The sequence below is a fragment of the Mesorhizobium sp. ISC25 genome (genome assembly GCF_042295465.1).
In the GTDB taxonomy this organism is placed as follows: domain Bacteria; phylum Pseudomonadota; class Alphaproteobacteria; order Rhizobiales; family Rhizobiaceae; genus Mesorhizobium.
The window spans coordinates 5,402,004-5,424,497 of record NZ_CP135441.1; the positions used below are offsets into that span (position 1 = coordinate 5,402,004).

The 22,494-nt window shown below is 62.1% G+C and carries 26 protein-coding genes; 15 read left to right on the forward strand and 11 right to left on the reverse strand.

What is annotated here, in order from left to right:
* Positions 1-25: 25 nt before the first annotated feature.
* Both phoU and phoB read left to right on the forward strand, forming a co-directional pair.
* Entirely contained in the window at positions 26-733 is a 708-nt protein-coding gene (gene phoU / locus RQ479_RS26520) for a phosphate signaling complex protein PhoU (protein WP_376702967.1), read from the forward strand.
* Positions 734-749: 16 nt separating this feature from the next.
* Positions 750-1,439 carry a phosphate regulon transcriptional regulator PhoB gene (gene phoB, locus RQ479_RS26525; protein WP_031212149.1) on the forward strand — a complete coding sequence of 230 codons (690 nt, stop codon included), beginning with the start codon at positions 750-752 and terminating at the stop codon, positions 1,437-1,439.
* Positions 1,440-1,448: 9 nt separating this feature from the next.
* On the opposite strand, the gene RQ479_RS26530 is transcribed toward phoB, so the two are convergent.
* A complete protein-coding gene (locus tag RQ479_RS26530) occupies positions 1,449-2,693 on the reverse strand; it encodes an ROK family protein (protein WP_376702968.1) in 1,245 nt (414 codons plus the stop codon).
* A 285-nt stretch (positions 2,694-2,978) separates the two neighbouring features.
* Here RQ479_RS26530 and xylF point away from each other — a divergent pair, with 285 nt between their 5' ends.
* The 4 genes from xylF (at position 2,979) to RQ479_RS26550 (ending at position 8,114) form a co-directional block, all read left to right on the forward strand.
* Entirely contained in the window at positions 2,979-4,019 is a 1,041-nt protein-coding gene (gene xylF, locus RQ479_RS26535; RefSeq protein WP_292655550.1) for a D-xylose ABC transporter substrate-binding protein, read from the forward strand.
* 142 nt (positions 4,020-4,161) lie between these two features.
* Positions 4,162-5,490, forward strand: a complete 1,329-nt coding sequence (locus RQ479_RS26540; RefSeq protein WP_376702969.1) for a sugar ABC transporter permease — start codon at positions 4,162-4,164, stop codon at positions 5,488-5,490.
* Between the two features lie 77 nt (positions 5,491-5,567).
* The gene (locus RQ479_RS26545; RefSeq protein WP_376702970.1) at positions 5,568-6,362 is read left to right on the forward strand and encodes an ATP-binding cassette domain-containing protein; all 795 of its coding nucleotides are present in this window, start codon (positions 5,568-5,570) and stop codon (positions 6,360-6,362) included.
* Between the two features lie 129 nt (positions 6,363-6,491).
* Positions 6,492-8,114: a CHASE domain-containing protein gene (locus tag RQ479_RS26550; protein WP_376702971.1), complete on the forward strand. Its 1,623-nt coding sequence runs from the start codon at positions 6,492-6,494 to the stop codon at positions 8,112-8,114.
* Positions 8,115-8,215: 101 nt separating this feature from the next.
* On the opposite strand, the gene RQ479_RS26555 is transcribed toward RQ479_RS26550, so the two are convergent.
* From RQ479_RS26555 to RQ479_RS26580, 6 genes are all read right to left on the reverse strand, one after another.
* The gene (locus RQ479_RS26555; protein ID WP_006328050.1) at positions 8,216-8,461 is read right to left on the reverse strand and encodes a YMGG-like glycine zipper-containing protein; all 246 of its coding nucleotides are present in this window, start codon (positions 8,459-8,461) and stop codon (positions 8,216-8,218) included.
* Positions 8,462-8,543: 82 nt separating this feature from the next.
* Complete coding sequence (locus RQ479_RS26560) at positions 8,544-8,870, reverse strand: hypothetical protein (RefSeq protein ID WP_352714281.1); 327 nt, start codon at positions 8,868-8,870, stop codon at positions 8,544-8,546.
* Between the two features lie 113 nt (positions 8,871-8,983).
* A complete protein-coding gene (locus RQ479_RS26565) occupies positions 8,984-9,154 on the reverse strand; it encodes a hypothetical protein (RefSeq protein WP_352468954.1) in 171 nt (56 codons plus the stop codon).
* Positions 9,155-9,293: 139 nt separating this feature from the next.
* On the reverse strand, positions 9,294-10,328 hold the full coding sequence (locus RQ479_RS26570) for a sensor histidine kinase (protein WP_376702972.1): 1,035 nt from the start codon (positions 10,326-10,328) through the stop codon (positions 9,294-9,296).
* A 191-nt stretch (positions 10,329-10,519) separates the two neighbouring features.
* Complete coding sequence (locus RQ479_RS26575; protein WP_023678541.1) at positions 10,520-10,684, reverse strand: DUF1328 domain-containing protein; 165 nt, start codon at positions 10,682-10,684, stop codon at positions 10,520-10,522.
* 227 nt (positions 10,685-10,911) lie between these two features.
* A complete protein-coding gene (locus tag RQ479_RS26580) occupies positions 10,912-11,706 on the reverse strand; it encodes a response regulator (RefSeq protein WP_023678542.1) in 795 nt (264 codons plus the stop codon).
* A 215-nt stretch (positions 11,707-11,921) separates the two neighbouring features.
* Here RQ479_RS26580 and RQ479_RS26585 point away from each other — a divergent pair, with 215 nt between their 5' ends.
* Together RQ479_RS26585 and RQ479_RS26590 are read left to right on the forward strand one after the other, a co-directional pair.
* Positions 11,922-12,125 carry a NepR family anti-sigma factor gene (locus RQ479_RS26585; RefSeq protein ID WP_376702973.1) on the forward strand — a complete coding sequence of 68 codons (204 nt, stop codon included), beginning with the start codon at positions 11,922-11,924 and terminating at the stop codon, positions 12,123-12,125.
* A 3-nt stretch (positions 12,126-12,128) separates the two neighbouring features.
* Entirely contained in the window at positions 12,129-12,680 is a 552-nt protein-coding gene (locus RQ479_RS26590; RefSeq protein ID WP_023678544.1) for a sigma-70 family RNA polymerase sigma factor, read from the forward strand.
* 30 nt (positions 12,681-12,710) lie between these two features.
* On the opposite strand, the gene RQ479_RS26595 is transcribed toward RQ479_RS26590, so the two are convergent.
* Positions 12,711-13,031 carry a response regulator gene (locus RQ479_RS26595; protein WP_376706018.1) on the reverse strand — a complete coding sequence of 107 codons (321 nt, stop codon included), beginning with the start codon at positions 13,029-13,031 and terminating at the stop codon, positions 12,711-12,713.
* 287 nt (positions 13,032-13,318) lie between these two features.
* Between RQ479_RS26595 and RQ479_RS26600 the strand changes: the two genes are divergently transcribed.
* A complete protein-coding gene (locus RQ479_RS26600) occupies positions 13,319-13,645 on the forward strand; it encodes a YqjD family protein (protein ID WP_023678546.1) in 327 nt (108 codons plus the stop codon).
* Positions 13,646-13,655: 10 nt separating this feature from the next.
* The gene (locus RQ479_RS26605; protein WP_292659201.1) at positions 13,656-14,135 is read left to right on the forward strand and encodes a hypothetical protein; all 480 of its coding nucleotides are present in this window, start codon (positions 13,656-13,658) and stop codon (positions 14,133-14,135) included.
* A gap of 56 nt (positions 14,136-14,191) precedes the next feature.
* Here RQ479_RS26605 and RQ479_RS26610 read toward each other — a convergent pair whose 3' ends face one another.
* Positions 14,192-15,718, reverse strand: coding sequence for a sensor histidine kinase (locus tag RQ479_RS26610; RefSeq protein ID WP_376702974.1), 1,527 nt, complete (start codon positions 15,716-15,718; stop codon positions 14,192-14,194).
* Between the two features lie 146 nt (positions 15,719-15,864).
* Here RQ479_RS26610 and RQ479_RS26615 point away from each other — a divergent pair, with 146 nt between their 5' ends.
* Positions 15,865-16,038 carry a hypothetical protein gene (locus tag RQ479_RS26615; RefSeq protein WP_292659198.1) on the forward strand — a complete coding sequence of 58 codons (174 nt, stop codon included), beginning with the start codon at positions 15,865-15,867 and terminating at the stop codon, positions 16,036-16,038.
* Between the two features lie 59 nt (positions 16,039-16,097).
* Here RQ479_RS26615 and RQ479_RS26620 read toward each other — a convergent pair whose 3' ends face one another.
* Positions 16,098-17,018: a diacylglycerol/lipid kinase family protein gene (locus RQ479_RS26620; RefSeq protein ID WP_376702975.1), complete on the reverse strand. Its 921-nt coding sequence runs from the start codon at positions 17,016-17,018 to the stop codon at positions 16,098-16,100.
* A 252-nt stretch (positions 17,019-17,270) separates the two neighbouring features.
* Here RQ479_RS26620 and RQ479_RS26625 point away from each other — a divergent pair, with 252 nt between their 5' ends.
* On the forward strand, positions 17,271-18,617 hold the full coding sequence (locus tag RQ479_RS26625) for a PRC-barrel domain-containing protein (RefSeq protein ID WP_376702976.1): 1,347 nt from the start codon (positions 17,271-17,273) through the stop codon (positions 18,615-18,617).
* 52 nt (positions 18,618-18,669) lie between these two features.
* Here RQ479_RS26625 and RQ479_RS26630 read toward each other — a convergent pair whose 3' ends face one another.
* Positions 18,670-20,247, reverse strand: coding sequence for an alkaline phosphatase family protein (locus tag RQ479_RS26630; protein WP_376702977.1), 1,578 nt, complete (start codon positions 20,245-20,247; stop codon positions 18,670-18,672).
* Positions 20,248-20,467: 220 nt separating this feature from the next.
* Between RQ479_RS26630 and RQ479_RS26635 the strand changes: the two genes are divergently transcribed.
* From RQ479_RS26635 to RQ479_RS26645, 3 genes are read left to right on the forward strand one after another with little or no spacing between them, the layout of a single operon-like run.
* Positions 20,468-21,400, forward strand: coding sequence for a VOC family protein (locus RQ479_RS26635; RefSeq protein WP_376702978.1), 933 nt, complete (start codon positions 20,468-20,470; stop codon positions 21,398-21,400).
* Between the two features lie 10 nt (positions 21,401-21,410).
* Complete coding sequence (locus tag RQ479_RS26640; RefSeq protein WP_376702979.1) at positions 21,411-22,046, forward strand: alpha/beta hydrolase; 636 nt, start codon at positions 21,411-21,413, stop codon at positions 22,044-22,046.
* A complete protein-coding gene (locus tag RQ479_RS26645; protein WP_254816591.1) occupies positions 22,039-22,338 on the forward strand; it encodes a GNAT family N-acetyltransferase in 300 nt (99 codons plus the stop codon). Before RQ479_RS26640 ends, RQ479_RS26645 begins: the two co-directional genes overlap by 8 nt.
* Positions 22,339-22,494: the final 156 nt, after the last annotated feature.

Sequence of the window (22,494 nt, forward strand, 5' to 3'; positions counted from 1 at the left end):
CGATCATGCATATGAGGACAGGACCATGGGCGAACACACAGTCGCTTCTTTCGACGAGGATCTCGAGCAGATCAGCAAGCTGATCCGCGACATGGCCGACCTCGCCGGTTCGATGGTCGGCGGGGCAACCAAGGCCCTGTTGAATTCCGACAATGTGCTGGCGCAACGCGTCGTTTCCGACGATGCCATCATGGATGCGCGTCAACGCGAACTGGACGATCGCGCCATCACCCTGATCGCCAAACGCCAGCCGATGGCCCACGATCTTCGCCATGTGGTCGGAGCGATCCGTATGGCCGGCGACCTCGAACGCATCGGCGACCTTGCCAAGAACATCGCCAAGCGTGTGAGTGCGGTCGGGCTCAACGTCACACCGCGCGACCTGTCGCATTCCATCGACGCGATGGCGCAGCTGGTGCTCATCCAGGTGCAGGGCGTCATCGAGGAATATGCTGCAGACGATGCGGCCGGGTTGGCCAAGCTGCGTGCCGCCGACGAGCGCATCGACGTCAAATACACGTCCGTGTTCCGCGAGCTGTTGACCTACATGATGGAAGATCCGCGCAACATCACCGCTTGCACGCACCTGCTGTTCTGCGCCAAGAATCTGGAGCGGATCGGCGACCATGTCACCAACATCGCCGAAAATGCGTATTATGTGCTGACCGGCGAGCAATTGCCGGTCAATCGTCCGAAGCAGGACGAAACGACAATGTCCACGCCGGTGACATGATGGGGGTGCCCAGTCGATGATCGCACCACGCATAATGGTGGTGGAGGACGAGGAGCCGTTGGGTGTGCTGCTCCGCTACAATCTCGAATCCGAAGGCTACCAGGTCGAGGTGGTGACACGCGGCGACGAAGCCGAGATCCGTTTGCAGGAGAATGTGCCCGATCTTCTGGTGCTCGACTGGATGATACCAGCGGTTTCCGGCATCGAGCTCTGCCGCCGGTTGCGGGTGCGCCCCGAAACCGAGCGGCTGCCGATCATCATGCTGACCGCGCGCGGCGAGGAGAGCGACCGGGTGCGCGGTCTTTCGACCGGCGCCGACGACTATCTGGTCAAACCGTTTTCGACACCGGAATTCATGGCGAGAGTCAAGGCGCTGCTGCGGCGCGCCAAGCCGGAAGTGCTGTCCAGCGTGCTGAAGGTCGGCGACATCGTGCTCGATCGCGAATCGCACAGGGTCTATCGCAAGAAGAGCGAAATCAGGCTCGGGCCGACCGAATTCCGGTTGCTCGAGTTCATGATGCGGCATCCGGGCCGCGTCTTCTCGCGCAGCCAGTTGCTCGATAATGTCTGGGGCGAGACGATCTATATCGACGAACGCACCGTCGACGTGCATGTCGGCCGGCTGCGCAAAGCGGTCAACAACGGCCGCATGCCTGATGTCATCCGCACCATCCGCGGTGCCGGCTACGCGATCAGGGAAGATTGATCCGCCGGATCAGGCTACGTTCTTTCTGACGCGGGGCCTCATTTGCGCGCCCGGCGCGAAAATCTCCTGGTCGACGAAGCTTAACGCCCGCATCGCACAGCCTTCGCGGATCAGCGGCAATTCGTTTGGTTCGGTGTCGAAGGAGATCGAGCCCGAATGCTGGCCGCCGGCGGTCTGGGCGATGGCCTGGCGCAAGGCCGGCTCGATCAGATCGAAGGCGGCGGCACTGGCGCCGACCATCGCGACCGGCGCCGGATCGATCAGCGCGAACAGCGAGCCGAGACCGAAACCCAGCGCTTCGCCGGCCTTGCGGTAGGCCTCGCGTTCCGGCCCATCTTTCTCGCGTGCCCGGGCCGCCAGTGCGCGCATGTCGGCGTCGCTGACGTCGGCGATGGGTTCGCTGTCTTCGCTCATCTGCCTGGCGTTGCGCCAGATGGCGTAATTGCCGGCGTAGGCCTCGATGCAGCCGCGTCGTCCGCAACGGCAGAGCGCGCCGCCCGGACGATGGATCATGTGGCCAAACTCGCCGCCCGAGGAATGCGTGCCGGTGAACAGCTCGCCCTTGAGCACCAGCCCCATGCCGATGCCGTGCGAAAGCAGGATGGCGATGAAGTCGTCGCGATAGCGATCCGGATCGCGCCAGCGCAAAGCCACCGCCATCATATTGCAGTCGTTCTCCACCGTGGCCGGGATGCCGAATTCGTCCTCCAGCATGTCGGCAAAGGCGATATCGGTCTGCGGCGTGATCGGCGACCACAGCATGGCGCGTGCAGGGGAGTCGGTAATGCCCTGAATCGCCAGGGCAATGCGGGCGACACTGCGGACGTCAAGGTCTGGATCCTCGAGCCGGCGCCGGACGATGGCCATGCATTCGCGGATCAGTTCGTCGCGCGGCATGGTCAGCGTGTCCAGCCGGCGCTGTTCCTCGGCGACTACCTGTCCCGCATAGTCGATAATGGCGGCCGACAGGAAATTCAGCGACAAAACCACGGTCAGCACCGCCGCCGCTTCCGGGTTGAGGGCGAGGCCGACCTGCGGACGACCGCGTTTCAACGAAACGGGCTCACTTGCCTTGCTCTCGGCGAGGATGCCTTCCCGTATCAGGTCGGAGGAGATCGCCGATATGGTCGAATGACTGAGGCCGGTGGTTGCTGCGATCTCAGTACGCGATGGCTGGCCGGCCCGGCGCACCGCCGAGATCACCATCGCCCGGTTGCGCCGGCGCAAATCGTCATGGCGGATTCCGACCGACATCGTTTGCTTTCCTCCCGGTTGCCGCGGCCGCTCATGAACCGGAAGCCGTCGGTAATGTCCGACAAATAGTGTCGGATGCAGGCAAATAGTGTCAGATGCCGGTGGCGCTGTCATCGTTTATTCCGACGCTCGAAAAAACTCGCAGAGTCATCAAAATCCATCAGAATCGATGTTGACAGCAGCCGGAGATCGGGCCAGTATTTTTTCGAGGCTCGAAAAAATTAGAGCTTCTAAGCTGGTCTTTGAGCCAATTGGTCACGCCGTACGCGGCGCTGGGAGGATATGATGAAGAAATTCACGACCGCCATTCTGGCGGGTGTCGCCATGACGCTGGCGCTGGCGTCGGTGGCGCAGGCTAAAGACAAGGTGATCGGCGTTTCCTGGTCGAACTTCCAGGAAGAGCGCTGGAAGACGGACGAGGCCGCAATGAAGGCGGCCATCGAGGCCGCCGGCGACAAGTATATTTCCGCCGACGCACAGTCCAACCCCGGCAAGCAGCTCACCGACGTCGAGAGCCTGATCTCGCAGGGCGCCAACGCACTGATCATCTTGGCGCAGGACGCCTCGGCCATCGGGCCAGCCGTGCAAAAGGCGCTGGACGAAGGTATTCCGGTTGTCGGCTACGACCGGCTGATCGAGAACAAGGACGTCTTTTACCTGACCTTCGACAACAAGGAAGTCGGCCGCATGCAGGCCCGCGAAGTGTTCAAGGTGAAGCCGGAAGGCAACTACGTCTTCATCAAGGGCTCGGGCGCCGATCCGAATGCCGATTTCCTGTTTGCCGGTTCGATGGAAGTGCTGAAGGACGCTATCGACAGCGGCAAGATCAAGAATGTCGGCGAGGCCTATACCGACGGCTGGCTGCCGGCCAACGCTCAGAAAAACATGGAACAGTTCCTGACCGCGAACGACAACAAGGTCGATGCCGTGGTCGCCGCTAACGACGGCACTGCCGGCGGTGTCGTCGCCGCTCTGACGGCGCAAGGGCTGGCCGGATCGGTTCCGGTTTCGGGCCAGGACGGCGACCACGCCGCGCTGAACCGCATCGCGCTCGGCACACAGACCGTGTCGGTATGGAAGGACGCGCGCGAGCTTGGCAAGAACGCCGCCGAGATCGCCTCGCAACTGGCCGACGGCAAGCAGATGACCGACATTGCCGGCGTGAAGGATTTCACCACGCCCGGCGGCAATACCGTCAAGTCGCTGTTCCTGACCCCGGTCGCCATCACCAAGGATAACCTCAACGTCGTCATCGACGCCGGCTGGATCAAGAAAGAAGAGGTCTGCGCCGGCGTGGCGGCGGGCACTGTTGCAGTCTGCAACTGAGCCGACGTTTCCGAGAAGTCCGAACGCCGCGGCCGCTCGCCGCGGCGTTTTTTCAACAAGAGTTGTTTTTCCGCTTTCGGCGGATAACTTCTAGGCTGCTTCCGGCATCCGCGGCAGACGGCAACCCGGCGGGAGAAACACGATGACCAACACGACTTCCAACATGCCGGTCGACAGCACGGCAGACCGGGCGCGGGAATCCGAGCTCGGCATCGTTGCCCGATTTCTCAAGGCAACCGAACTCGACACGCGCATGCTCGGCATGGTCGGCGCGCTGCTGGTCATCTGGGTCGGGATCCACATATTGTCGGGCGGGCTCTTCCTGACGCCGCGCAATCTCTGGAATCTTTCGGTGCAGACCTCCTCGGTGGCGATCATGGCGACAGGCATGGTGCTGGTCATCGTGATGCGCAACATCGATCTTTCCGTCGGTTCGGTGGAAGGCGTGATCGGCATGGTGATGGGCGTGGCGCAGGCCGAATTCCTCGTCCGCGTCATGGGATTTCAGCTTGGCAGCCCCTGGCTGTGGGTCATCGCACTGGCCGCCGGCCTGGTGCTCGGCCTCCTGATCGGCGCGTTCCAGGGCTTTATCATCGCCTATCTTGAGGTTCCGGCCTTCATCGTGACGCTGGGCGGCCTGCTGGTCTGGCGCGGCATGGCATGGTTGATGACGAGCGGGCGCACCGTCGCGCCGCTCGACGCCACCTTCCAGCTCATGGGCGGCGGGCCGCGTGGCTCGATCGGCGCAACCGCAAGCTGGATCGTCGGCATTCTCGCCTGTGTGGGCGTCGCCTTCATGCTGCTCAACGGCCGGTCGCAGCGCAAGCGGTTCAAATTTCCGCTGCGCCCCGTCTGGGCGGAGACCCTGCTCGGTGTTGTCGCCTGTGCCGCCATCCTCGGCGCTGTCTGGATCGCCAATTCCTATCCCTGGCCGATCGGCATCGTTCGCCAGTACGCCCAGCGGAACGGCATCACCCTCCCCGAAGGCGGGCTGTTCATCGCCCATGGCATCGCCATACCGGTGCTGATCGCTGTCGCAGTCGGCATCGTCATGACCTTCATCACCAAACGCACACGTTTCGGCCGCTATGTCTTTGCCATTGGCGGCAACCCGGAAGCGGCGGAACTCGCCGGCATCAACACGCGCTGGGTGACCATGAAGGTGTTCATGATCATGGGCGTGCTGGCCGCGATAAGTGCGGCAATCGCATCGGCCCGCCTCAACGCGTCGACCAATGCGCTGGGGACCCTGGATGAGCTCCTGGTCATCGCGGCGGCCGTGATTGGCGGCACGTCGCTCGCCGGCGGCTCCGGCACCGTGCTCGGCGCCATGCTCGGCGCGCTTTTGATGCAGTCGCTGCAATCCGGCATGGTCTTGCTCGGCATCGATTCGCCGTTGCAGAGCATCGTTGTCGGCGCCGTGCTGGTGGTCGCGGTGTGGCTCGATACCGTCTATCGCAAACGGGTCTGAGCATGATCCCGCAAGGTAGAACCCGGTTTTCAGACACGATCATGCTCAAGCAGGATCTATAGGGAGGAGGAACAAGCATGGCAGACAAGACCGCTCCCACGCCGCTGATCGACATGCGCAACATCTCCATCGCCTTCGGCGGCATTCGCGCCGTCGACGATGCCTCTGTCGACCTTTTCCAGGGCGAGGTGATGGCTTTGCTCGGTCACAATGGTGCCGGCAAATCGACGTTGATAAAAATCCTGTCCGGCGCCTACAAGCGCGATGCGGGCCAGATTTTCGTCAACGGCGAGGAGGCTTCGATCTCCAACCCCCGCGACGCCAAGAAGTACGGCATCGAGACGATCTACCAGACGCTGGCGCTGGCCGACAATGTCGATGCGGCCGCCAACCTGTTTCTCGGCCGCGAGTTGATGACCGCCTGGGGTACGCTCGACGACGTCGCCATGGAGGCTGAGGCGCGCAAGGTGATGGGTAGGCTTAATCCGCGTTTCCAACGCTTCAAGGAGCCGGTGGTAAAGCTCTCGGGGGGCCAGCGGCAGTCGGTTGCGATCGCCCGCGCCATCCTGTTCAACGCCCGCATCCTGATCATGGACGAGCCGACGGCGGCACTCGGGCCGCAGGAGACGGCACAGGTCGGCGAACTGGTCAGGCAGCTCAAGGCCGACGGCATCGGCATCTTCCTGATCAGCCACGACATCCATGACGTGTTCGAGCTTGCCGACCGTGTCTGCGTCATGAAGAACGGTCGGGTTGTCGGCACGGCACGCACGACCGACGTCACCCAGGACGAAGTGCTCGGCATGATCATCCTCGGCAAGTGCCCACCCGGCGCCATTCCGGGGCCGGGCGCCCTGAAGATCGCCGCATGAATGAGAATTAGCCGGCTAATCACAAGCCGCCAAAATATGCCAGCCGTCACCATGCTTTGGCCTCGCCATTGTGTTGGCGTCGGGACTTGCCCATAAAGATGCCGAACCGTCCACGGGACGTATCCGCAATTGAAGAAGCTTTTTCCGACTGTCGCTTTTATCGCCGTCGCGCTGATCAGCCTGACGATGGCGGGTTTTGCCTATTTTGCCACTCAGGAGGCGGCCCGCATTAAATTCGAGGCGACGGCAGACGACGCCCTTAACCGGATCGAAAGCCGCATCGACCTGGACCTGTCGTTGCTGCGTTCGACCCGGGCGCTGTTCGACGCGCGCAATGGCGGTATCTCGCAAGGCGAGTTCAAGGCTTTCTTCAACGCGCTCGACATCGACAATAATTTCGCTGGCCTGCGCGGCATCGGCTTCCTCCGCCTTGCGAAGACGGGAAACGAGGCGGCGGTCGAGCGCGATATCCTGCACGATCACGGCGCAAGCCATCCGATCTATCCCGACACGAACTTGCCGTGGCGTACGCCCATCGTGCTGTTCGAACCGCTGGATCCGTCCAATAAATCCAGCATCGGCTACGACATGTTTGCCGGGCCGGTGCAGCGCGAGGCGATCGAAAAGGCGATGGCCGACGACCAGCAGCATGCCAGCGGGCTCGTGCAGCTCGGCAAGGATACGGGTGCCGCGCAGACCTTTGCCGGGTTCCTCGTCTTCGTCCGGCTCAATGTGGAAACCGCGCCGGACGCCGTAAACGCGTCGAGATCCTCGACTGCCGGCTTCCTTTATGCGGCCTTCCGCGCCCGTGACCTGTTCCAGGCTGCGCTCAGCCGGGCACCATTGCTGCCGGTCAACACCGAGATCTATGACGGCACGGTGGACAGCGACAACCTGCTGTTCCAGTCGGAAACGCCGCCTGTTTCGAGCCTCGGCGACAGGCTGCTGGTCACCCGCAAGATCACCGTCGCCGGCCGGCAGTGGGTCGTCCTGTTCAGGCCGACAAGTGCTTTCTCGCAACCTTCCTCGCGCGCCATCCCGGTGATGCTCGGATTGTTCGGGCTGCTGCTTGCCGGCGCCATTGCGCTGGTGGCCCGCTATCAGGAGCGGGCCTATGAGGCGGTCTCGCTGCTTCACGAAACGACCGAAAAGAGCCTGCTGGAAAAAGACCTGATGCTGCAGGAGATGAAGCATCGCATCAAGAACTCGATCACGCGGGTGCTGGCAATCGCGCGCCAGACAGCATCGCACACCGCCGACGTCCAGGAATTCTCGACGTCTTTCTCGGCCCGGCTGCAGGCGATGGCGGCTTCCCAGGACATGTTGACGCGCTCACGCTGGCAGAAAGCCGATCTCGGCGACCTGCTGCGCATCGAGCTTGGCCAGGTGTTCGGCAGCGAGCTTCCTGAAGGGCTGTTGTCGGGACCGGAGGTTCTTCTCGACGAAAAGACGACGCAGGCACTCGGCCTCGTCTTTCACGAACTGGCGACGAATGCGCTGAAGCATGGCGAAGCCGGCAATTCAGTCGGTGCGCTGAAGGTCGACTGGTCGTTCGAAGGCCGCGGCGGCGCCCGGACATTGGCTCTCAACTGGCGTGAGGCCGGTCAGAAGAAGCTCGAGACACCGGCAAAGAGCGGTTTTGGCACCAGACTGATCGATCTCAATGTCACACGCGAATTGCGTGGCACAATCAGGCGCGATTTTCGCGAAGACGGCTTGAACGTCGAAATCAAGGTTCCGCTGCCGGCCTGAAAACGCCGTCTCGTGGGTCGCGTCGCGACAGCGCCTTAAAAGGGCAAACGCGGAGACAGGTGGCCTGCCTCCGCGTTTGCTGTTCGCCTGGAGTTCGAAAACTAATTGCAGCGAGCTGTGTAGATCCGGCCGTGACGATCTCTGTACTGGCAATAGCCATTTTGCAGGCGCCGAACGAGCAGACCGCCAATCGCACCAGCGCCAGCGCCGATCAAAGCGCCCTTGCCGCCGCCGACAGCGCCGCCTATGAGTGCGCCGCCCACAGTGCCGATACCCACATTCTCTTCCGTGGTGGTGCAGCCGCTGACCGCAACAACGGCAACCATGGCAATAATCATCTTCCGCATGGAGTCATCCTCACTTTTGTCCTCACTTTAATAAGCTCCAGCCGCCATTTAGCATGAAAGTACGGCCTTTGCCCGCACGATTTCATTGTTGATTAAGATAGTCTTTTTCGGGGCGTGCGCCGTTCGATGCTACCACGAACCCGGAAATCTCCAAGGACGCATCGAGCGTGCCGTCGGGACGCACGTTCCAGATGATGCTGTCATAGTCGTCCTCGAGCGCAGGATCGACGGCAAGGCATCTGGCGACGACATATTGGGCTTGGCCCTGCAGGTCGATGACCGCGAATGGGCGCGCGGTCATGCACTCGGCAGTGGTTTCGAAAACGCTTACCGGCGCCGGCAATTCACGGCACGCGGTCATGGCATTCGAACAGCCGACAACCAGCAGCAAGGCGGCAATGTGCTCCATGGCGGGAACCTCTCGCCATGGAAACGGCCAAAATCCCTCAAAGTTCCTGTGACGACAGAGCGATCAAGCAGACGTGAGCAGCGGAAGCCGGCGGCGGACCTTGGCGAGCTCGATCAGATCAGCTGGGACGCGGCGGTCAGGACGATCGCGGCCATAAGCGCGACGGCGGCGAAGCGGAGGGGCGAAGCACGAGGCGCGGGCGCTGCGGACGCGTCGGGATCCTGAAAACCGCTCATCGAGACGCGAGCGGCGTGTTCCAGTCTGTTCAAGTCGGCAGCCGTCAAGGCCCATTCCTTTCATATTGTGCCAAACTCAATCGATGTCCGGTGGATCGGCACGTTCGGACAGGATCGGACCTTATGGTGAACAGTCGGTTAAGGTTGGCGATGCGTAGCAAGCCTTCTCGCGCCGACCGCCGTTCGTTCAATCCGTCTCGAAATTGCCGTGAGGAACGACAAGGCGGTATTCGAGGCGGTTCCCGGTGATCTCAAGTGTCGCCGTTCCATTCAAAGAAGTGGGCACGACGCGTTCAAGCGCGACGCTGCCAAAACGCTTCTCGCTACGTTGATTGTCGTTGGCTCCGATCACTTCGGCCCATGTCAGCGACAGCGCAGGCTCGCCAGCGGAAGCTGCCGTCAGATCGGCCGTCACCTCGACGAAACCGTCGCTGCGCGACAGTGCGCCATAGCTGACCGAATTGACGGCGAGCTCATGCATGGCCAAGCCGATGTGCAAGGCGGCATTGGGGTTGAGATATGGATTTGCGCCGCGGAAACGCAGGCTGTGCAAGGGGTCCGCGCCGTACCTGCCGACCTGACCGGAAACCAGCTCGCGCAGCGCCGCTCCCCGCCAATTGGATGACGTAACCAGGTCCTGCGAGGAGGCCAGCGACTGCAATCGGCCCCGGAAACGCGTCAGGAAATCGTCAATGCTGCCGGAATAACGGCCCGTCTGGGTGGCGATGCTCTGGATGATGGCTAAAAGGTTCTTGGAGCGATGACTGACTTCGCGCAGCAGCGCCTTCAACGTCTGCTCCCGACGTTTCTGCTCGGTTGTTTCGACCATGGTGGTCACGACGCCCTGCACCGCGCCGGTCTCGCTGCGGTCGGCGTCTATCCACACCTGAAACCAGCGGGCGCCGTCATCGGCCGGCACGCTGAGTTCGAGATGTTGAGGATTGCCGGAGACGATGACGTCGTGCTTGGCGGCGCCGATACGCTCCGCCTGCGCCGGCGGCAAGATGCCGTTGTTGTCGGCGGCATCGGAAGTCCATGGGGCGCGCATGTTGCGCGCCCACACCGTCTTCATTTCGCGATCCTGGTACAGGACGGAAATCCCGGCATTGTGCAGTGCATGGAGAAGGGCCCGGCCAAGCTGCATTCCGCTTTCGGCGGGATGCAAAGCGATGATCTCATCACTCTGGCCGCGGTCTTTCATTTTTCCGACTCTGGAACGCATCAGTCAATTTGCTCAACCCATGTCGGGCTGAACGGCTCGCGGAAAAATGGGTTCCAAAAGGAGGAGCTTCGTATCAAGCCTTAAAATGCGGTCCGCCGAGCGGCATCCCGTTGGAGGACACTGCCCGGCGGTGGCTGGAAACCGTTTGAGGGGTGCGGCTTCCAGTGTTCGCTTGAATGGCCGCTTGGCATTCACGCTCGTCTGATCAGGCCGGCAATAAGCGATATGATCAGGAAGGCGAGAAAGATGAAGAACAATATCTGCGCTATACCGGCCGAGGTGCCAGCGATACCGCCGAAACCAAGCGCACCGGCGATGATCGCCACGACGAGAAATACGAGCGCCCAGTAAAGCATGATCCATCTCCTTCCAATGCTGCGGTGAAAACGTGATTCGCCTCCGTTTGTTCCACCATTTTCCGAAAAAGACGATGCTGAAAATCGTTACGGCCCGAATTGCCACGGTGTGTGAAAAGGTCCAGTTGGTTGCCCCAGTTGGTTGCCAGTGAGTTGGGCCGGCGTCACGCCCTATCTGCTCCAAGGGAGTGGCTATCCTGGCGCCCGCAACTCGGCCGCCAGCTGTTTCATGCCGCCGCTTTCGCGTGCCGGTCAAAGAACAGGGCCTGGCTGATAAGAGCCTTGACCATATCCGGATTGAACGGCTTGGTGACGAGGAAAGCCGGTTCCGGCCGCTCACCGGTGAGCAGGCGCTCGGGAAAGGCGGTGATGAAGATCACCGGCACCGAGGTCGACGAAAGGATCTCATTCACGGCCGCGATGCCCGAACTGCCGTCGGCAAGCTGAATATCGGCAAGCACCATCTTTGGCCTCGCCTTGCCGAACATCGCCACCGCCTCGGCGTGGGTGCGCGCCGTTCCGACGACGCGATGGCCGAGGCTTTCGACCATTTCCTCGATATCCATGGCGATCAGCGGCTCATCCTCGATGATCAGCACGTCGGTTGCCACCTGACGGGAGATCTCGTTGCTCGCCTGCGCGAGAAGTTCGGAGAATTCCTGTTCGTCGACGTCGAGAATCTCCGCCGCCTCGTCTTCGCTGAAGCCTTCGACCGCGACCAGCAGAAAGGCTTGGCGGGGACGAGGCGCAATTGCATTCAGATTGGCTGCGGCGCGCTGTTCCCATGCCGACTGGGCATGCTCCTGCGGAACGCGAATGGCCACTGAGGTGAAGAGCTTGGCAAAGACCTTGTAGAGCGCGATGCGGTCGTTCGATGCGTCCGGAAAGATGTCGACATCGGCAATGATGGCCTCGAGCATTGCGGCGACCAGCGCGTCGCCGCTCTCCTGCGATCCGGATACGGCGCGCGAGAAGCGGCGCAGGAACGGCAGGTGCGGAGCGATGGTTGCTGATAGGCTCATATCGGACGTCTCCCTCATATGACGTGATTGCATGTTATAGCTAAAAAAGGTTCGCAAGCCCAAAGTTACAAACGCGGGTTGTGCGAAAAAGTTCCGGTCATGCGGAACTAAGTATGCGGGCTGGCGTTTAGGGCGGGGTTGGGCAACCAGACGAGGCTGCCGCTTGCCTTGCGTTATGTGTTGAAGGGCGGCTTAAGGCTGGGACAAAGGGCGAAATGAAGAACATGACGAAAGCTACCACGGCTGGCGTTGGCAACGGGCGCCGGGCTGCTTTCCGCGACCCACTTGGGCCGAACTCGGAAATCGGCCGCAAACTCAAACAATATTACGACGAGCTGGTCTCCGACAATGTGCCGGATCGCTTCGCCCAACTGCTCAGCCAGTTGGAAAAGGCCGAACCTGTGCAAAAGAAGGACTGAGGCATGGCGGCCGTCTCCCAGGGCTTCAAGACCGATTTGCTCGGCTCGATCCCGAGCCTGCGGGCTTTTGCCGTGTCGCTGACGCAAAACGCCGACAAGGCCGACGACCTGGTGCAGGAAACGTTGGTCAAGGCCTGGGACAAGCATGAAAGCTTCCAGCCCGGCACCAATCTGAAGGCATGGCTGTTCACCATCTTGCGCAACGAATTCTATTCGCAGATGCGCAAGCGTGGCCGCGAGGTGCAGGACAGCGATGGCGTCATGACGGCCAGGCTTGCCGTTCATCCGGCCCAGCACGGCCAGCTTGACCTCGAGGACTTTCGCGGCGCGCTCGAGTTGCTGCCAGAAGACCAGCGCGAAGCCATTATCCTCATCGGCGCGTCGGGCTTCTCTTACGAGGAAGCGGCCGAAATCTGCGGCTGCGCCGTCGGAACGATCAAGAGCCGCGTCAGCCGCGCTCGCACACGGCTGCAGGAAATTCTGAAGATCTCCGGTGAAGACGAGTATGGCCCGGACGCAATTTCGGCTCAGGTAACGGGGTCGACGGCTGCGTGAAGCGCGGGCGTGTTCGAACCGCTCCGCGCCTCAGCGCAGAGGCGTTCGCCTGCAGGCCGCCGCCACTGCCTCGACGAGATCGTCTCCCGAATAGGGCTTGGTGACCAGTCTGACGCCGGGAAAGGATTTCTTGATCTCGTCGGTATCCGAATAGCCCGAGGCGAAGACGAACGGGATGCCCGCTTCACGCAGCCGCGAAGCAAATTGGAGCGTCGAAACGCCGCTCAGCATGAGGTCGACGATGGCCACATCGAACTGCGCGGCAACGTCTTGCTGTTCGATCTCGGTCAGATCACGGGCGATGACCACATTGAGCGCGCCGTAGTCGCGGCAAAGCTGCTCGATATCCATGGCAATCAGGAACTCATCTTCCAGGATAAGAATCCGCAAACCGTCAAGTGATGCGCGCACGCAGCAATATCTCCTTGAATGCGTCTCTAACGTGAAACGGGGAAAGTCATGATCGTTATTTGGCATGCTGTCATTTAAAAAAGACCTGCCCGCGCAGATGCGTCGGCCGCGGCCCGTGCAAGGCATTTGCAACGCGCGCTGCCGGAGATAGGGTTAGAAGAGGTTCGTGCCGGAACCTTGGGGTCTGTCGGGCGTTTCGACCGAGCAAAAGCATGGAGAGTGAAGCAATGGCGACTGCCGCAGGAAAGGCCGCGAACGAAGCCCGCACGAATTCCGATATTGAGGCCGACATCGCACAACTAAAGGCCGACATCGACCAACTTACCAAGCTGTTGGCCAAAACTGGCGAACATGGCTACGGGGCAGCACGGCGAGCCGCCGCCGAAAGCGTCGAGCAGTTGCGAACCCAGGGCGAGGCAGCCTTCGACAGCCTGCGCAGCAACGCCAGAGACATCGAGGCGCAGATGATAGCCCATATGCGCGAAAAACCGGTGACTTCGCTGGCGATCGCCGCAGGCGTCGGATTCCTCTTCGCGCTTCTCGCGCGTCGCTAGTTCTGCACGCATGGGAATGCTTGCATCGCTGATCTCGGGCCTCGCCTCGGGCGAAACCATTGCGGCGGTGCAACGTGCGCGCGTCGCTGCGATTGTCTATTCGGTCGCAGCGCTCGTGGCGCTGTGCGGCCTCGGCTTCCTCGTCGGGGCGGCCTATATCTGGACGGCGGCCCGCTATGGGCCGATGGCAGCTTCCCTGAGCTTCGGGATCGGCTTTCTGGCAATCGCCGGTCTCATCCTGCTTGTCTACCGGATGTCGGCCGGCTCGCGCGCCAGGCGCCGGGCGAAGCGACGCAACGCCGACATGAAGGCTATCGGCATCACTGCGGCACTCGCCGTGCTGCCGGCGCTGCTCAAGGGCAAAGGTGGCCCGGGGAAGGCCGGACTGGGCGCGATTCTCGGCCCGGCGATAGCACTCGCTGCCTACGCTATCTACCGCGAGAACGTGAAGCGCGGCTCCGATGATCCGGATACCGGCAAACGGGAATAGTTCGGCGGGATAGCTTGGGGGAAACGATTCTGGCGCCGGTCGCAAAAATGCTGGCGTCACAAATCTTCGAGCGGAATCGATATTTCGGCGACCACGCCGTCCGGCCGGAATTCATGGGTCACCTCGCTGGAAATGACCTTGGCCAAGCTGCGGCGGATCAGGATCGAGCCGAAGCCATGGCGTTCGGGCGGCGCAACCCGCGGGCCGCCGCTTTCGCGCCAGGCCAGCAACAGACGCCGTGCACCCTTCCTGCCTTGTACCCTCCAATCGAGATCGACCTTTCCGGAAGAAACCGAGAGCGACCCGTATTGCAGTGCGTTGCTTGCCAGTTCATGCAGGATCAGCCCGAGCCCGACTGCCTGGTCGGGTGAGAGCAGGACTTCGGCGCCGGAGATCGCCATGCGCGATTGTCCGGCGGCTTGGAACGGCTTTAGCTCGATCTCCACCAGCTCGCGGATGCCGATGCCGCGCCACTCGCGGTCCGACAGCAGGCTGTGCGCAACGCCCAGTGCCTGCAGCCTGGCGCTGAAGGCTTCGAGGAATTCGCTTGGCTGGCGGGCATGGCGAACGGTCTGCGTCGCCAGCGCCTGTACGGTTGCCAAAGTGTTCTTGACGCGATGATTGAGCTCGCGCAGCAACAGCCGTTGACGTTCGTCGCCAAGTTTGCGTTCGGTAATGTCGTAGTTGACGCCGAAGATCAGTGTCGGCTTGCCCTCGCCGTCGCGCTCTATGACGCGGCCGCGCGTTGCGATCCATCGCGGCGGATCGAGGCCTTTGACACGGTATTCGCCAAAATAGTCGTCGCTGCCGGTCAGCGCGTCGCGAAAGCGTGTTTCGGTCTGGTGAACGTCGCGCAAGTCGATGGCGGTCAGGATGTCGCGCGCCCTCAGCCTGTTCGACTTGGGCAGGTTGAACAATTCGGACAGCAGGACATCGCAGTCGATCATGTCGCTGCGGATATCCCATGCCCAGCTGGCAAGCGAAGCCGCGTCGAGCGCGATAGCGCGCCGCTTTTCCTCTCGAGCCAGTGCGGCCTCGGCAATCGCCGCGCTGCGGGTTGCATCCTTCAGCGTGAACAGGCTGGCGGCGAGGCCAGCCAGCGCCGACAGCTGGTCGAGCTGGACAGATGAAGGACGTGCGTGCGGCTTCCGGTCGAGCACGCACAGCGTGCCGATCAGCGCGCCGTCGACTACGATCGGCACGCCTGCGTAAAAGCGGATATGATGCTCGCCGGTGACCAGCGGATTGGCTTTGAACCGCGGATCCGCCGCCGCGTCGGCCACCACCGTCGGCACGTCGCCGGCTGCGATGGTATAGGCGCAGAACGATGTCTCGGTTGCGATTTCGGTCTCGTCGAGACCGATACAGGACTTGAACCACTGCCGCTCGGCATCGACCAGCGTGATCAGTGCGACAGGCGTTTGCATCGCCGAAGCGGCAAGACCGCCGATACGATCGAAATCAGGGTCTGCAGCCCTGTCCCGCGCGTCGAGGCCGTGCAGCACGGCAAGACGGTCCACGGCGCCCACCACACGGCGAATATCGGCCGGCAGGCCCGGCGTTTTCTGGCTATTGTCGTCCACTACGCCCCCGGTGGCCGGCCCCGCTGATTGATCAGGCCAATCGGCCCGTTTGTCGCCTTGCCGAGCCGGAACTTTCGCGGCGGGGGACCGTTACCAGCCAACGCCCCGATAGTTACGCCTGCCGGCGCCAAATATGGAGCCAGACAATGCCAAAAACCATTCCTGAAAACAAAGCCCGTCAAGGGCGGCGGGGTCGGCATGTCCTTCGTATCCTGATCGCCGCGCTGTTGCTGGCTTTTATCGCCTGGGGGGTCGCCGAAATCTACGGCTGGATGATCGAGACGCCGAAGACCGAGCAGGGCAACACGCCCAGCGGCTAGATTCTCTCCATCGCTCGTGTCAGCTCGCATTACGCAACCCCACATCACGCTACCCCACGTCAGGCAACATTTGCCTCGGCGGCGCGCGCCGGGACGAGAACATTCAACGCGCGCGGATGGATTTCGACGGTCGTCTCGCGATCGAGCTTTACCAGTTCGCCGTCCATGACGGCCTGAACTTTCCTGTTCGTCGAATGGATTTTCAAAACGGCGCGGTTTGCCTGATGGATTTCGACATGCTCGTTGCCTCGCCATTTCCCACGGGCGACGTCAAAGAGGAACCTGATCAATTCGCCGCGCCGCCGTGCCACGGTGACATAGATGCCCAGCACGCCGCCTGCCGGATTATCTGCATAGGGCAGGTGGCCCTCGCCGAACAGATTGTTGGTGATGCCGATACCGGTGATCCGGGTTCTGATCTCGGCCTCACCGATCGTCAGCGTTACCTTCATCGCCGGTGGATTGTTGATCGTTGCCCAAGCGGCTCGCACCGAGGCACGCATCTTCCCCAGCCGCGAGCCGAATTCCATCTTCTGGCGCAGTTGCACCATCCTGGCGTGCATGCCGATCGAGAATTGATGCACGAAAGGCCGGCCGTTGGCTGTTGCAATGTCAATCGCCATCACCTCGCCGTCGGCAAACGATTTCAGTGCCGCATCGAGGGTCTGCGGAATACCGAGGCCGCGCGCAAAAAGGTTCATTGTGCCAGCCGGCAGAATTGCCAGCGCCTTCTCCCCATTCATCAAACGGGCTGCCGCGGCCGAAATGGTGCCGTCGCCGCCACCCGCCAGCACGACGTCGATGCCGCGCCTGGAAGCTACGCCGTCCAGCGTGGCGACGATATCCTTGCCGGCGACGATTTCGATATCGATCGAGTGGCCGGCAGTCTCAAGTGTGCCGCGCATCCGGCTGGCGAAGGCCTCAAGATCGATGGTGCGCAGGGTGCCCCCGTCCTTGTTCAGCACCGCTGCAAACCGCATGGCCGTTCCATTTTCCAGCACCTATCGGGCCGGGACGGGGCCCCAGCCGGGAGTGGAACGGCGCGGCCGAGAAAATGTTCCCTTCGACCAGCGCGGCGAATCCGAGAACCATTGACATCGCACCGGGTGCACCACGGCTTTTTTCGGAACAACAGTGTGGTCACAACGTTGTGAACATGCAGAAGACGCTGCGCCCGCAGTGAGGCCAGGCGGGCTGGGCGTGCACGAAATCACCGACGAGGAGACACTAAGATGATCCGCACCCTTTTAACCACGACAGCAGTCGCAACATTGATTGCGACGGGTGCATTTGCGCAATCGGCGACGACCCCGGCGCCGGCGCAACCACCCGCCGCCCAGGATACCGCTCCGGCGATACGTGCCGAGGGCAGCCTTGCCACCAACATCATCGGCGAATCCGTCTATAATGGCACCGGCGACGATGCCCAGAATATCGGCAAGGTCAGCGACGTCGTCTTCGACGAGCGCGGCGAGGTAAAATCCGTCGTCATCGGCGTCGGCGGTTTTCTTGGCATAGGAACCAAAAACGTCACTTTCGACTACAAAAAGATGCAATGGGCCGAAAGAAATGGCGACCGTTGGCTGATAGCGCAAACGACGAAGGATGAGTTGACGGCTCAGCCGGATTTCGACCGGAGGCCTTACGATCCGGCTCCGCCACCAGCTTCGGCCGATAATGCGGCGCCTGCCGCCCCTTCCACCAGCGCGCAAAATACAACGCCAGCGCCTGCCGCGCCGGCTGAGCCAGTGAAGCGCGCCGAAGGCAATCTCGCCACCAATATCATCGGCGAGACCGTCTATAACGGCACCGGCGACGACGCCCAGAACATCGGTGACGTGAACGACATCGTCATCAACAAGGAAGCCAAGGCGCAATCGCTGATCATCGGTGTCGGCGGCTTCCTCGGCATCGGCGAAAAGAACGTCGCCTATGATTTTGACAAGGCGCAATGGGCCGAAAGGAACGGCGATCGCTGGCTGGTCGCGCAAACGACCAAAGAAGAGCTGCAGGCGCAGCCGGACTTCGACCGCAAGCCCTATGATCCGGCTCCGGCAACCACTGCGTCGAATGATGCCGCGGCTACTGCGCCCGCCACCGTCACGCCTACCGTGACGGCCAGCAACACCGCGACGACCAACAACACTGACCAAGCCAGCAAGACGGCTCAAAACGCTCCGGCAGCAGCGCCTCCGGCTAACTCGGCGGCCGACCAGACCAAGACCGGGTCGATCGACAAGTCGACGCTAACCGAAATGCCGATGGGCGAAATCCGGGCCGAGGATCTGGTTGGAACAACCGTTTACGGCGCCAACGATGTCAACGTCGGCGAAATTGGCGATATCGTGCTGGGCAGCGACAAGAAGGTCGACGCAGTCATCATCGACGTCGGCGGCTTCCTCGGCGTCGGCGAGAAGGAGGTGGCGGTCGGCATGGACAACCTGAAATTCATGACCGACAAGAACGGCAAGCGCTATCTCTACACGAACTTCACCAAGGAGCAGCTTGAGGCGCAGGCCCCCTATGACAAGGCCACGTATGCGCAAAGTCGCGACAAACAGCGCATGATCATGCGCTAAGCTGCACACAGGCCGACAGAGAAGCCCGCGCCGGCAACGGCGCGGGCTTTGCTTATGTCAAGGGAAAGCCGGCGACATGGCCGGCAACGCCATTGTCCGTCAATTCGGCGAGCGCCAGAGACTGGTCGAGATGCTCGGCCCGCCAGGCGAGCAACTTCTCGGCAAATTCCAGCCGTGCCGGCAGATAGGCTGGGTCGTCAGCGACGTTGGTCAGCTCGCCGTCATCTTTTTCCAGGTCGAAGAGCAAGGGCGGCAGGCCGCCGCCGAAATGCACATATTTGAACTTTTGCGTGCGGATGACGGCGAGATTGCACTGACGCGGACCGATGCCGAAATACCGTTCTGCATCACCATCCGCGATCGAGCGGAAATCGAACTCCCAATGCGCCGCATCGCGCCAATTGCCCGGCTCCGTTGCGTCCAGGAAAGGCGCCAGCGAGCGGCCGTCGAGATGCGGCAGCACTTCGCCGCCAGTGAGCTCGAGCCCAGTGAGCTCGTGCAAGGTCGGCGCCAAATCCACCGCCTCGGTGAAGCGGTCGACGCTGCTGCCGGCAGCCTTGGGGCGGCGCGGATCGCGAATGATCAGCGGAATATGGAAGCTGCCGTCGAAGAAGCCGCCTTTGCCCAGCATGAAATGATCGCCCATCATCTCGGCGTGGTCTGAGGTCAGCACGATGACGGTGTCGTCCCATGCATCGGCTGCCTTGACCGCTTGCCAGACACGGCCAAGCTGCGCGTCGACCTCCGAGATCATGCCGTAATAGAGCGCCCGGATGCGGCGAAAATTGTCGTCGCCCCAGTCGCGCACCTTGCCCTCCGAGCCGGGACGGAATTTCGACCGTTCCTGCCGGTCAAGTTCATAGGCGAGATATGGGTGGCTTGCTGCTTCGGCCTGCCAGCTTTCGGCGCGGTCAAAAGCTGGACCGATGGCCGGATCGTACATGGCGTTGTAAGGCGCCGGCACGATGAAGGGCGGGTGGGGGCTGATGAAGGAAAGATGCGCGAACCACGGGGCATCGCGCTCCTGCTCGCCGAGCCAGCGGATGAATTCGCCGGCCAGGAAGGCCGACGGCGTCTCGTCCTTCGAATAGATTGGCGGAGCGTTGCTGATCCCGCCGTCGTTTTCCAGGATTTCGCCCACCGGGCGGTGGATGGCGGGGGAGGTGGCGCCGGCATCGACGCCGCGCGCCTTGAGCCATGATAGCCAAGGCTTCTGGTGCTCGGGCAGAAGCTGGCGCACGGTGAAGCCGGGCAGCACGCCTTCATAGCTCTTCAGCTGCGGGTCGCCAGGCGCCAGCGTGCGCGGGTCGCGCGCCATGTCGGTATAGCCGAACAGCGTCGGATCATAGCCGAGGGCGCGCGCCCAGAGTGCTATGTTGCCGTGGCGGGCGTCGAGCGGCGTGCCGTTGCGGCAAACACGATTGTTCATCTGGTAGAGGCCGGTGTAGAGGCAGGCGCGCGCTGGCGAGCAAGGTGCGGCGCCGCCATAGTGCTTCTTGAACAGAACGCCCTCGGCAGCCAACGCGTCGGCATTCGGCGTCCTTACCACCTTGTGGCCAGCAGCCGATAGGCAGTCGCCGCGCCACTGGTCGCAGGTGATCAGGAAAATGTTGGGGCGTTTTCCACTCAACCGCGGTATCCTCACGCTAGCTACATGCGCTCATGGAGCGCAATTTCGGCGAGTATGCAAGCCGGTCCAGTTTGCCGAATGGTGAACAAAACCTGCTTCGTCGTTCACTTTAACAGCACAGTCCATTCTGTGTTTGCCGCCTTTGCGGCCAGGAGGCGGATGCTCATATTTGCGTGGACAGCGGCAAGGGCCGCACCGGCACAAGGAAAGGAGCAGAAACATGCTCGACCAGGTCAAGGGCCTGCATCACGTCACCTCGATGGCTAGCGATGCGCGCCAGAACAATGAGTTCTTCACCAGAACGCTTGGCCTGCGGCGGGTCAAGAAAACCGTCAATTTCGACGCACCAGATGTCTACCACCTCTATTACGGCGACGAGGTCGGCACGCCCGGCTCGGTGATGACCTATTTCCCGTTCCCGAACATCGGCAAAGGCCGCCATGGCGTCGGCGAAGTCGGCGCCACCGCTTACTCGGTGCCCGAGGGCACGCTCGGCTATTGGGAGAAACGGTTTGCCGAGCAAGGTGTCACCGGGCTGTCCCGCGAGGAGACGTTCGGCGAGAAACGTCTTGGCTTCGCCGGTCCCGACGGCGACGGGTTTGCGCTGGTGGAAGACAGAGCGGACAACCGTGCGCCATGGGCCAAGGGTGGCATTCCCACCGACGAGGCGATCCGCGGCTTTCACTCGGTGTCGCTCAGGCTGAAAGATGGCGGCGCCACCGAAGAGCTGCTGAAATTCATGGGTTATGAGGAGGTCGACAAGTCCGGCAACGTCAGGCGGCTGGCGGTGAAGAACGGCAACGGCGCCGATGTCGTCGATATCGAATCGCTGCCAGGGGCCGGCTTCGCCAATCTCGGCGCCGGCTCGGTCCACCATGTCGCTTTCGCCGTCGAGAACCGCGCCAAGCAGCTCGAAGTGCGCAAGGCGCTGCTCGATACAGGTTATCAGGTGACGCCAGTGATCGACCGCGATTATTTCTGGGCGATCTACTTCCGCACACCGGGCGGCGTGCTGTTCGAAGTCGCCACCAACGAGCCGGGCTTCGACCGCGACGAGGATACCGCCCATCTCGGCGAGGCGCTGAAACTGCCGTCGCAACACCAGCATTTGCGGCCCTATCTCGAGCAGCATCTGCAGAAACTGGAAGACTGAGGGCGACGTCATGAGCAAGGATACGTATATTCACAAGGTGCTGCCCGGCTCGCCTGATGGCGCGTTGCTCTTCGTCTTTCATGGCACCGGCGGCGACGAGGCCCAGCTTCTGTCGCTTGGGCGCGATCTTGCGCCGCAAGCGACGATCGTCGCCCCGCGCGGCGATGTCTCGGAACAAGGCGCCGCACGCTTCTTCCGCCGTACCGGCGAGGGCGTTTACGACATGGGCGACCTCACGCGGGCGACGGACAAGATGGCCGGCTTCGTCAAGGCGCATGTCGAGGCGGCAAAGCCATCTTCGGTGCTCGGCCTCGGTTACTCCAACGGCGCCAACATCCTGGCCTCGGTGCTGTTTGCCGAACCGTCGCTGTTCGACGCAACGGTGCTGATGCATCCGCTGATCCCGTTCGAGCCGAAGGTCAAGGGCAGCCTTGGCGGCAGCCGCATCCTGGTCACCGCCGGCAGGCGGGACCCGATCTGTCCGCCTGATTTGACGGCGCGGCTTGAAGCCTATTTGCGCGCCGATGGCGCCGATGTCACAGTCGAGTGGCATGACGGCGGCCATGAGGTGCGGCCGAGCGAGATCGAGGCGGCGCGGCGGTTGTTCGCCGTGGCGCCGGATGAAAGGACCGCAAGCCATGTCTGACCTGTTGCCGGAGATCGAACTGGAGGACCGCGGCTCGAAGGGCCGCTACTTCCTGCGTGGGCCGGGCGGCGCCGAGGCGGAGATGACCTTCACCAAGATCGGTGAGCACCAGATCATCATCGACCATACCGAAGTGCCGGATGCATTTCGCGGCCAGGGCGCGGGGCTCCGCCTGGTCACCCGTGCCGTCGAGGATGCACGTGCGGCGGGCAAGACGATCATCCCGCTTTGCCCGTTCGCCAATGCTCAGTTCCGCCGCCATCCGGAATGGGCGGACGTGCTGAAGCGGTAAGAGACAGCCCCTCGATGGATGACAGGAGAAAGGGTGCGCGGCTTTACCGCGTGCCCCTTTGGCCATTGGGGGCGTACAAACACAAGGGCAAACACGCGGGATTTGCGCAGAGCGCCAGTCTTGCCTAAGTATTGACAGCAACGGCTCGCCGTCTGC

Excerpts from the sequence above, each read along its gene's own strand:
- phoU (WP_376702967.1), top strand. The coding sequence starts at position 26 with ATGGGCGAACACACAGTCGCTTCTTTCGACGAGGATCTCGAGCAGATC.
- phoB (WP_031212149.1), top strand. The coding sequence starts at position 750 with ATGATCGCACCACGCATAATGGTGGTGGAGGACGAGGAGCCGTTGGGT.
- RQ479_RS26530 (WP_376702968.1), bottom strand. The coding sequence starts at position 2,693 with ATGTCGGTCGGAATCCGCCATGACGATTTGCGCCGGCGCAACCGGGCG.
- xylF (WP_292655550.1), top strand. The coding sequence starts at position 2,979 with ATGAAGAAATTCACGACCGCCATTCTGGCGGGTGTCGCCATGACGCTG.
- RQ479_RS26540 (WP_376702969.1), top strand. The coding sequence starts at position 4,162 with ATGACCAACACGACTTCCAACATGCCGGTCGACAGCACGGCAGACCGG.
- RQ479_RS26545 (WP_376702970.1), top strand. The coding sequence starts at position 5,568 with ATGGCAGACAAGACCGCTCCCACGCCGCTGATCGACATGCGCAACATC.
- RQ479_RS26555 (WP_006328050.1), bottom strand. The coding sequence starts at position 8,461 with ATGCGGAAGATGATTATTGCCATGGTTGCCGTTGTTGCGGTCAGCGGC.
- RQ479_RS26560 (WP_352714281.1), bottom strand. The coding sequence starts at position 8,870 with ATGGAGCACATTGCCGCCTTGCTGCTGGTTGTCGGCTGTTCGAATGCC.
- RQ479_RS26570 (WP_376702972.1), bottom strand. The coding sequence starts at position 10,328 with ATGCGTTCCAGAGTCGGAAAAATGAAAGACCGCGGCCAGAGTGATGAG.
- RQ479_RS26575 (WP_023678541.1), bottom strand. The coding sequence starts at position 10,684 with ATGCTTTACTGGGCGCTCGTATTTCTCGTCGTGGCGATCATCGCCGGT.
- RQ479_RS26580 (WP_023678542.1), bottom strand. The coding sequence starts at position 11,706 with ATGAGCCTATCAGCAACCATCGCTCCGCACCTGCCGTTCCTGCGCCGC.
- RQ479_RS26585 (WP_376702973.1), top strand. The coding sequence starts at position 11,922 with ATGAAGAACATGACGAAAGCTACCACGGCTGGCGTTGGCAACGGGCGC.
- RQ479_RS26590 (WP_023678544.1), top strand. The coding sequence starts at position 12,129 with ATGGCGGCCGTCTCCCAGGGCTTCAAGACCGATTTGCTCGGCTCGATC.
- RQ479_RS26595 (WP_376706018.1), bottom strand. The coding sequence starts at position 13,031 with ATGGATATCGAGCAGCTTTGCCGCGACTACGGCGCGCTCAATGTGGTC.
- RQ479_RS26600 (WP_023678546.1), top strand. The coding sequence starts at position 13,319 with ATGGCGACTGCCGCAGGAAAGGCCGCGAACGAAGCCCGCACGAATTCC.
- RQ479_RS26605 (WP_292659201.1), top strand. The coding sequence starts at position 13,656 with ATGGGAATGCTTGCATCGCTGATCTCGGGCCTCGCCTCGGGCGAAACC.
- RQ479_RS26615 (WP_292659198.1), top strand. The coding sequence starts at position 15,865 with ATGCCAAAAACCATTCCTGAAAACAAAGCCCGTCAAGGGCGGCGGGGT.
- RQ479_RS26620 (WP_376702975.1), bottom strand. The coding sequence starts at position 17,018 with ATGCGGTTTGCAGCGGTGCTGAACAAGGACGGGGGCACCCTGCGCACC.
- RQ479_RS26625 (WP_376702976.1), top strand. The coding sequence starts at position 17,271 with ATGATCCGCACCCTTTTAACCACGACAGCAGTCGCAACATTGATTGCG.
- RQ479_RS26635 (WP_376702978.1), top strand. The coding sequence starts at position 20,468 with ATGCTCGACCAGGTCAAGGGCCTGCATCACGTCACCTCGATGGCTAGC.
- RQ479_RS26640 (WP_376702979.1), top strand. The coding sequence starts at position 21,411 with ATGAGCAAGGATACGTATATTCACAAGGTGCTGCCCGGCTCGCCTGAT.
- RQ479_RS26645 (WP_254816591.1), top strand. The coding sequence starts at position 22,039 with ATGTCTGACCTGTTGCCGGAGATCGAACTGGAGGACCGCGGCTCGAAG.